This is a genomic window from Secundilactobacillus collinoides DSM 20515 = JCM 1123 (genome assembly GCF_001435975.1).
Classification (GTDB): Bacteria; Bacillota; Bacilli; order Lactobacillales; family Lactobacillaceae; genus Secundilactobacillus; species Secundilactobacillus collinoides.
In genome coordinates this window covers 8,190-15,880 of sequence record NZ_AYYR01000070.1, presented here as the reverse complement: position 1 = coordinate 15,880, position 7,691 = coordinate 8,190, and the positions used below count along the sequence as shown (strand labels likewise).

Below are 7,691 nucleotides of genomic sequence, written 5' to 3'. Positions count from 1 at the left end.
TAAAGTCAAATACGTTTCAAAACTCTCCACCAATACCAGTTGACAAAGAGCCAAAATACCCATCAAACACCAGCTGCAAGTGTTTGATGGGTATTTTGTAAATATCCGTGACTAATTCTACGTTTATAATCCAGCAATCACTGATGATACGCTTCAGGCCATTTGCTGCAAATACCAGGCATGCCACTAACCCCGGATTACCTAAAAAATCACTGATGCGCACGGGTGAAAGCCCTAATCAATTGTCTTAATGACTTTTGCGGGGTTGCCCACAACCACTGCATTATCCGGAACATCATGGGTAACAATTGCACCCGCACCAACCACTGCATTCTCACCTAGCGTCACGCCTGGTAGAATGGACGCATCAGCACCGATCCAGCAATTTTTCTTTAGGGTCACTTGCTTGCAAATCAGTAAATTTCGGTGGTGAAAATCATGGTTATTACTGATCAAACGAACATCCGCAGCAATTTCAACATTGTCCTCGATCACGATGTTCCCGGCAGCCATGCACAAAATGTTACTTTCGATAAGGACATTTTTGCCAATTGTAATTTTCTCTGGTTCAATCAACCGAATTGGTGCCGTGATACGACTGCCCGCGCCAAGGCGGTTGCCAAGCATTTGTGTCAAAAGTTCATTGGCCTCGTCTGTAAATGGCATCGTGTTGTTAAATTTAAAAACTAATTGCTGCATCCGCTGAAATTCTTTGACATACTCCGGCGTGTTTCTTTTTTTTACATCGATAATTTGAGTTTCGACCATGGTAATGCCTCCTATAAAATTTCAAAAATTATGAATCGACTTGTTTTAAACCGTTACCGTGTTGGAAGGTCCACCTGTCTCGTACACCTTTCCCAAGTATCGGATTAACCAATGCCATTTCCCATAAAAATGAGTTCAAAATAAACAGATTTTCCGAAATGATTATACGACACAAGCTTTAAAAAGGTCGGGCATCTTTTCAGATAGTTCACTAATGGTTTTACAAGCGTGCAGCGGAACCGATAGAAAATAACTATCCTTTCTGATTAATTCAAGACGCTCTTATCGTCAAAACAGTCTCTGTGACCCCTATCACGCAATCGTTTACGTCCCCGTTTTAAGGTTGATTTAACGCACTCTTCCTAGTCTAATAGAGGCAGTTGCAATTTCACAAACCAATTGTGGCACTTTTCAACTGCAAGATGAGAGAGACTATATTTCAAAAGAGGGTAATACTTGATGGTATCATCAAAAAGAAAAGTCAGAATTTCACTTAGCTGGCAGATTATGATTGGTCTCGTGCTGGGCATTGGTCTTGGCGTTGTGTTCTACAAGCACACGACGGCAATTACTGCGATGAACAATATCGGGACGATGTTTATTGATTTAATTGAAATGATTATGATTCCAATCGTCATCTCCTGCCTCACCGTTGGCATTGCCAGTATGGGTAACGTCAAAAAACTGGGGCGTGTCGGCATAAAAACATTAGTTTACTTTGAAGTCATTACGACCATTGCCATTATTTTAGGATTATTGATCGCAAATATTTTCCATCCAGGCACCTTTGTTGATTTGAAATCACTGCAGGCTGGCGACATCAGTGCTTACGTAAAGAGCGCGAAATCGTACAATTCCGGTGGCGGTATTTGGGGCACCGTGATGGACATGGTGCCAACTAATATTTTCTCGTCGTTGAGTACTGGGGATATCATGCCAATTATTCTGTTCTGCATTCTCTTTGGCTTCGGGACCGCGAGCCTCGGTGAAAAAGGACAGATCATCATCGACTTTTTAAATGCCGTTTCACAGGTCATGTTCAAGATCACCAATTGGATCATGCATCTCGCTCCAATCGGCGTTTGTGCCTTGATCGGTGCCACCATTGCTAAAATGGGCATTTCGGCACTACTGCCGCTAGGATATTTTATCGGGTTATGTTACCTCGGCTTTTTCATCTTTGTCGTGATCATCCTCGGTGCAACCGCCCGTATTTACAAAATCAACCTGTTTTACCTGCTGAAATACATTAAAAACGAACTGCTTTTGGGCTTTTCAACTGGCAGTTCAGAGGCCGTCATGCCGCAACTTATGGAGCGGCTCACTAATTACGGTGCTGACCGGTCAATCGTCTCACTGGTTATTCCTACCGGTTATTCGTTTAATCTTGACGGCGCGGCGCTCTATGAATCACTAGCTGCCCTCTTCCTGGCTCAAGCGTACAACATCAATTTATCGATCACTCAACAAATCACGCTGGTTCTTGTCTTGATGCTCACTTCAAAAGGGACAGCTGGGGTCGCCGGCGCTTGCTTCGTTGTTTTACTAGCAACGATGTCAACCATCGGCATTCCCGCTTCTGGTCTGGCCTTCATCGCTGGGATCGACCGGATCGTTGATATGGCGCGATGCGTGGTCAACATTACTGGTAATAGTTTAGCCACCATCGTGATTGCTAAGTCTGAGGGCGAATTCGCACCGGATGACGAGAAAGCACTGGTTGGCGGTACAGTTGTTACCGGTCGATAAGGATTACAGGTCTAAAATTAGAAAATGAGACTCACGTGTTCTGAAACGTTCAACTCATGAAAACCGCGTTTGAGTATTTATATTCAATCAGTGATTATTAATAACCAAAAGGCACCTTTAACGGGTGCCTTTTTTGTGCACAAAAACACTGTACGGACCGTTTTCGCAAAAGAATCGCTTTACATGAAAGCGCCACCATGATCAGTCATTGTGCATCACCGTGGCATGAAGGTTCATAGAATCACTCGTTTTCGCACTTTTCGTCTAAAAAAAGAGGTCGGAGTATCCCCCTGTTATAGGAGTTTAACAGGTAATTTGCCTCAGCGTTGACCTTTGCCAACCACTATCAAAACGCGTGCAATTTCAAAACTATGTCAGATAAAATAACACAATACATACAAATAATTCAAAAAAATCAAAATACAGGCAATCCCGTGTCATTTAAGGGGATTGTGCACCTGGTTTTTTAATAATAATTCATTTTTCATGTAATGTTTCTTTACACATAAAATAGACAATGATAAAATGATGATATTTTAATGAGAGAAAGTGATTAGATGTCATCTTTATTTCGGAAAAAGAGTATTGCGGATTTGGAGAAGAATGCTTCCCCATTGAAACGAACGTTGCGAACATGGGACCTCACCTTTTTGGGAATTGGGGCAATCATTGGGACTGGGATTTTCGTTTTAACTGGGAAAGGGGCGTTAACCGCTGGACCGGCGTTATCCGTGTCCTTCTTGGTTGCCGCTATCTGTTGTGGTTTCGCTGGGCTTTGTTACGCTGAGTTCGCGTCAATGGCACCAGTTGCTGGTTCGGCTTACACTTATTCCTACATTGCCTTTGGTGAAATTATTGCCTTTATTATTGGCTGGGATCTGATTTTGGAATATGCCTTAAGTGTTGCGACCGTGTCGGCCGGCTGGTCAGGTTACTTTGTCAACCTGCTGGATAATCTCGGTATTCACATTCCAACGATTCTGACTGCGGCGGCTGGTACGACCCCTGGGGTTACCACCGTGTTTGATTTGCCAGCGTTCATCGTTGTGCTGGTCATCACCTGGATCATTTCCATCGGGATCACCCAAACGAAACGTGCCAACGATACAATGGTTATTATCAAATTAGCCGTTATTGTCTTGTTTATCATTTGTACCGTTTGGTTCATCAAGCCGCAAAACTGGCACCCATTTAACCCCTATGGTCTGTATTCTTACCATAACGGAACCGCTGCCGGAATCATTCCTGCCGCTTCGATCGTGTTCTTCTCGTTCATTGGGTTTGACGCTGTTTCGTCCAGTGCTGAGGAAACGATCAACCCAAGTAAAACACTACCACGAGGCATTTTACTTTCCCTTGTCATTTCGACTATCCTGTACATCATCATGACGTTGATCATGACCGGGGTCGTGCCGTTCAAGATGTTCTCGAAATACCTGAACGCCCCAGTTTTAGCCGTTTTAGCAAAAACCGGGCAATCATGGTTGTCCATTATCGTCAGCATCGGTGCCATTCTTGGGATGACCACCGTTATGCTGGTGCAGCTGTACGGCCAATCACGAATCAGTTACTCAATGTCGCGTGACGGCCTCTTTCCAAAGTTCTTTGGTGACGTTGACAAAAAGCACCAAACCCCATTTAAGGGGACTTGGTTCTTCGGGATCATTACCGCACTTGCTGGTGGGTTTATTAACTTGAACATCCTCTCTGAACTGGTCAACATTGGGACACTGACCGCCTTCATTCTTGTTTCTGCCGGTGTCCTTTGGATGCGTCACTCGCAACCAGATTTGCACCGTGGTTTCAAAGCTCCCGGTGTGCCATTTACCCCAATCATTGCCATTGCCTTTTGCTTGGTACTGATTGCCGGCCTGAACTGGGAAACTTGGATCCGGTTCGTAATTTGGCTGATTATCGGCTTATGCATTTACTTCGGTTATGGGCGCAAACACGCCACTATCAATTCTAAGCATTAGGGGGCACTATTATGAAACCATATTCTCGAATATTGATTGGGCTTGACGGCTCTGACCAGGCGGACCGGGCATTCAACATTGCCTGTGTCCTCGCACAAGTGCTATCAGCATCACTCTACGTTGTCTGGATCGTCAACCGTGACCGTGGCATGGATTCGTCATTTGGGGTTAACGAAGATTTCTATCGTGACCGTTCAGTACAAATCTCAGCTAAGTTAAATCCCTATGTGAAGAAAGCTGCGGATCAACACATTGACGTCACGGGCAAAGCCCTGATCGGCAATATCAAAACCTTGTTGGCAAAGGACGTGCCCGACGAGTACAAGATCGATTTGATTGTCCTCGGGAACACCGGTAGCAACATGGTCGGCAAAATGCTTCAAGGCTCGCACAGTGGGTATGTCATTCAGCATTCCGGCTGTGATGTGTTGATTGTGAAGTAAGCGCGTGTAAGGAAACGGTTAGAGACCAGGTCGCTGCTTCCTGAAAGACGTTTCCATTTGGTTGCCTAAAAAGCACCATTTTTAAAACGCAGCACCTCGATTAATTCTCGGAAGCACTTGCTCAAAAGTCAATTTGTCCAAAAACAAACAAGCAGTCCCCTCTCATCATCCAAGCCTGAATGATGAGAGGGGGCTGCTTGCTACATATTGAAGCAATATAACCAGGACGAAGTATCAGCATCATCGGAAGTGCCTGTCAGTAAGGCCGGTCACCGTCCGTACCAGGTTCATCGATACCTAAACTACTGAAACTGTGCTGTTCTGGATCCTTCAAAATATTCATAATCAAATCGGCGATACTTGCCCGTGAAATCAGAGTCCCTTTAAACGGGGTCCCTTTTTCCGTCAGCTCATAGTCGATCTTATCCTCATCCGTCATGTAGGCGGCTCGGATAATCGTGGCGTTCAGCTTACTAGTTTCGATGTCAGCAGCTGCCACCCGGGTATCATCCATAATGGGAGTTCCAATCGATTCCTCGACCCAGCGGCCGAACTCCCCTGGCACTTCATGGTACAGACCGAGACCAGTGATCCAAATCAGCCGGTTCACGTTAGCTGTGGTCATCACCTTAACGATGGTCGCAGCTAACGGTGTCATTCTGCCGCCAAGGTCAGCCACAACGATATCCTGGCCCGTTACCGCTTGTGTCAGCGTGGTGTAATCGTTGACATCGCCTTCAATCACTGTTTCCCGGCTGTCATCGATTGGCATCACCCGCTTGATATCCCGCAAATACAGCGTTAATGAAGCGTCCGTTTCAGCAAGTATGCGCTGGCGAACGATCCGCGCAATGCGGCCATTAGCGCCTAAAAGTATGATTTTTGTCATTTAAAACATGTCTCCTCAATATCGTTTAATAAACGGGGCGGTCTAAGCCCTGCGTATCAGGGTCAGCTAACCCGACACTATCCTTCACATCCAAGGTTGGTTCGCTGACCAGCTTCAAAACTAAGTCGGCAACGCTCTGGCGTGATCCTGAAACGCCGTCATACTGGTCGTTGCGGTGGGTCACCGTGTACTTCACTTCATCGCGGTCATTCAACCACGGCAAGCGCAATGTTGTGTAATCCAATCCTGAATCCGCCAGTAATTTATCCGAATTAATGGCTGCCGGCAACCCACTGCGAACCATCTGCAGGTTCCATGCACCAAATTCACCCGGCACCTCGTTGTACAAGCCCAAGATGTTTGTAAACAGCACCCGCTTGATGCCGTTTTCCTGCATTCCGGCAATGATGTTCTTAGTCCAGGCATTGTCTGACGTGTGGTCAACGACGGCCACAAACACCACATCTTGACCCTTCAAAGCCTGTGTCAAACCAGCAGCATCATCCAAGCTGCCTTCAACCAACGTGACCCGCGGGTTGTCCTTGAGGGCATTTAACCGATCGGCGTTTCGCAAAAACAGCGTCAGGTTAACGTCCTGAAACGCTGGTTCGTTTAAAACGCGGTTCTCAACAATTCTAGCAATCTGGCCATTAGCGGCCGCAATAAATAAGTTCATGTGTCTCGCTCCTTTTTTTGTTCAACTGTTTAACACCATGACTTTACCCCTTAAAGTCCACTTTAAGGCAAGCAAAACGCACTCATTAAATAAATTAATTTACTGATGAGACAATTTGCTGATAAAATCATGCGACGATCTTCAACTAACTGGTCCCATGATATGTCGTTTTTACTGTCAGGCGTGCTATTATAGGGATTGGCAAAAATAGACGCATTTTGAAAAAATTAAACTACATAAAAACATCCAAAAAGGAGTCGACAATATGAAGACAGTACTGCAAACCAATTTTAACGGCATCGATGGGCTCACTATCACGGACACGGCAAAGCCGGTGCTTACTGATAACGGTGTTCTGATAAAAATGGCCGTTTTACCAATATCGCCCACTGACTGGAAACTAGAATCAGACACCCACGCCACTGATGAGCAACAGGATAAACTGCCTCGAATCATTGGGTTTCAAGGTACCGGGACCGTCGTTTCGGTTGGGAAGAACCGTGATCAATCCCTACTTGATCAGCGGGTCTTGGTCATCAATCCGGCTGGTGTCTATAGTGAATTCGTCCTCAATGAAAATCCAGACTGGATGTATCCATTACCCGCCAACGTCAGTGACGAAAGCGCCGCTGCCCTTTCCGCCGGGACTGCCTGGACCTTAAAACAACAAATCGACCAAAGCAAGGCCGCAAATATCGTCATCACTGGGGCAAACTCCGTCATTGGCCTAACGCTCCTACAAATGCTGGCGGACGAATCACGACCGATTTATCCCATCGTAACGGCCGCAAGTAAACCATACTTTATTGAACAAATGCCGCGTTTAACTCCCTACACCCTTGATGAACACCCAACAATATCTGGCAGCAGCATCGTGCTCGATATTGTCGGTCGCCTAGACATGTTAACGACTTTGGAAAAGCAGCTTTCCCAACCAGAAATCGTCTCGATTGCCCTCATGCAGGCACCCACGTTAAACAATTTCATTTTCGTTCACGATGAATTCAATGCCGACCGCTATCGCTTATTTATTAAGCAGCTTTCTGAGGGTAAACTCACTGCTTTGATTAACCGGATCTTTCCAATCGAGCAGGTTAAAAAAGCACAGCACTTTGCTAAAGAAACCCACAGCCGTGGCCGGGTTCTGGTGACCTTTGGCCATTAATCCGTCTGCTGGCAAGAACGACTAT

7 protein-coding genes are annotated in these 7,691 nt (G+C 45.7%); 4 read left to right on the top strand and 3 right to left on the bottom strand.

The features are described from left to right. Positions 1-234: 234 nt before the first annotated feature. Positions 235-768 carry a DapH/DapD/GlmU-related protein gene (locus tag FC82_RS11655; protein ID WP_054762648.1) on the bottom strand — a complete coding sequence of 178 codons (534 nt, stop codon included), beginning with the start codon at positions 766-768 and terminating at the stop codon, positions 235-237. 459 nt (positions 769-1,227) lie between these two features. On the opposite strand from FC82_RS11655, the gene FC82_RS11650 reads away from it, so the two are divergent. The 3 genes from FC82_RS11650 to FC82_RS11640 all read left to right on the top strand — a co-directional run bounded on the left by FC82_RS11650 (position 1,228) and on the right by FC82_RS11640 (position 4,936). Further along, positions 1,228-2,517, top strand: a complete 1,290-nt coding sequence (locus FC82_RS11650) for a dicarboxylate/amino acid:cation symporter (RefSeq protein WP_056997086.1) — start codon at positions 1,228-1,230, stop codon at positions 2,515-2,517. Between the two features lie 557 nt (positions 2,518-3,074). After that, complete coding sequence (locus FC82_RS11645) at positions 3,075-4,493, top strand: amino acid permease (protein ID WP_056997085.1); 1,419 nt, start codon at positions 3,075-3,077, stop codon at positions 4,491-4,493. Between the two features lie 11 nt (positions 4,494-4,504). Next, positions 4,505-4,936 (top strand): universal stress protein, encoded by a 432-nt coding sequence (locus FC82_RS11640; protein ID WP_056997084.1) that lies wholly within the window; start codon positions 4,505-4,507, stop codon positions 4,934-4,936. Between the two features lie 256 nt (positions 4,937-5,192). Here the strand turns inward: FC82_RS11640 and FC82_RS11635 are convergent, their stop codons facing one another. Next, entirely contained in the window at positions 5,193-5,825 is a 633-nt protein-coding gene (locus FC82_RS11635; protein WP_056997083.1) for an NAD(P)H-binding protein, read from the bottom strand. A gap of 25 nt (positions 5,826-5,850) precedes the next feature. Then, the gene (locus tag FC82_RS11630) at positions 5,851-6,501 is read right to left on the bottom strand and encodes an NAD(P)H-binding protein (protein ID WP_054762646.1); all 651 of its coding nucleotides are present in this window, start codon (positions 6,499-6,501) and stop codon (positions 5,851-5,853) included. 265 nt (positions 6,502-6,766) lie between these two features. On the opposite strand from FC82_RS11630, the gene FC82_RS11625 reads away from it, so the two are divergent. Beyond that, on the top strand, positions 6,767-7,666 hold the full coding sequence (locus FC82_RS11625) for a quinone oxidoreductase family protein (protein WP_056997082.1): 900 nt from the start codon (positions 6,767-6,769) through the stop codon (positions 7,664-7,666). Positions 7,667-7,691 lie beyond the last annotated feature (25 nt).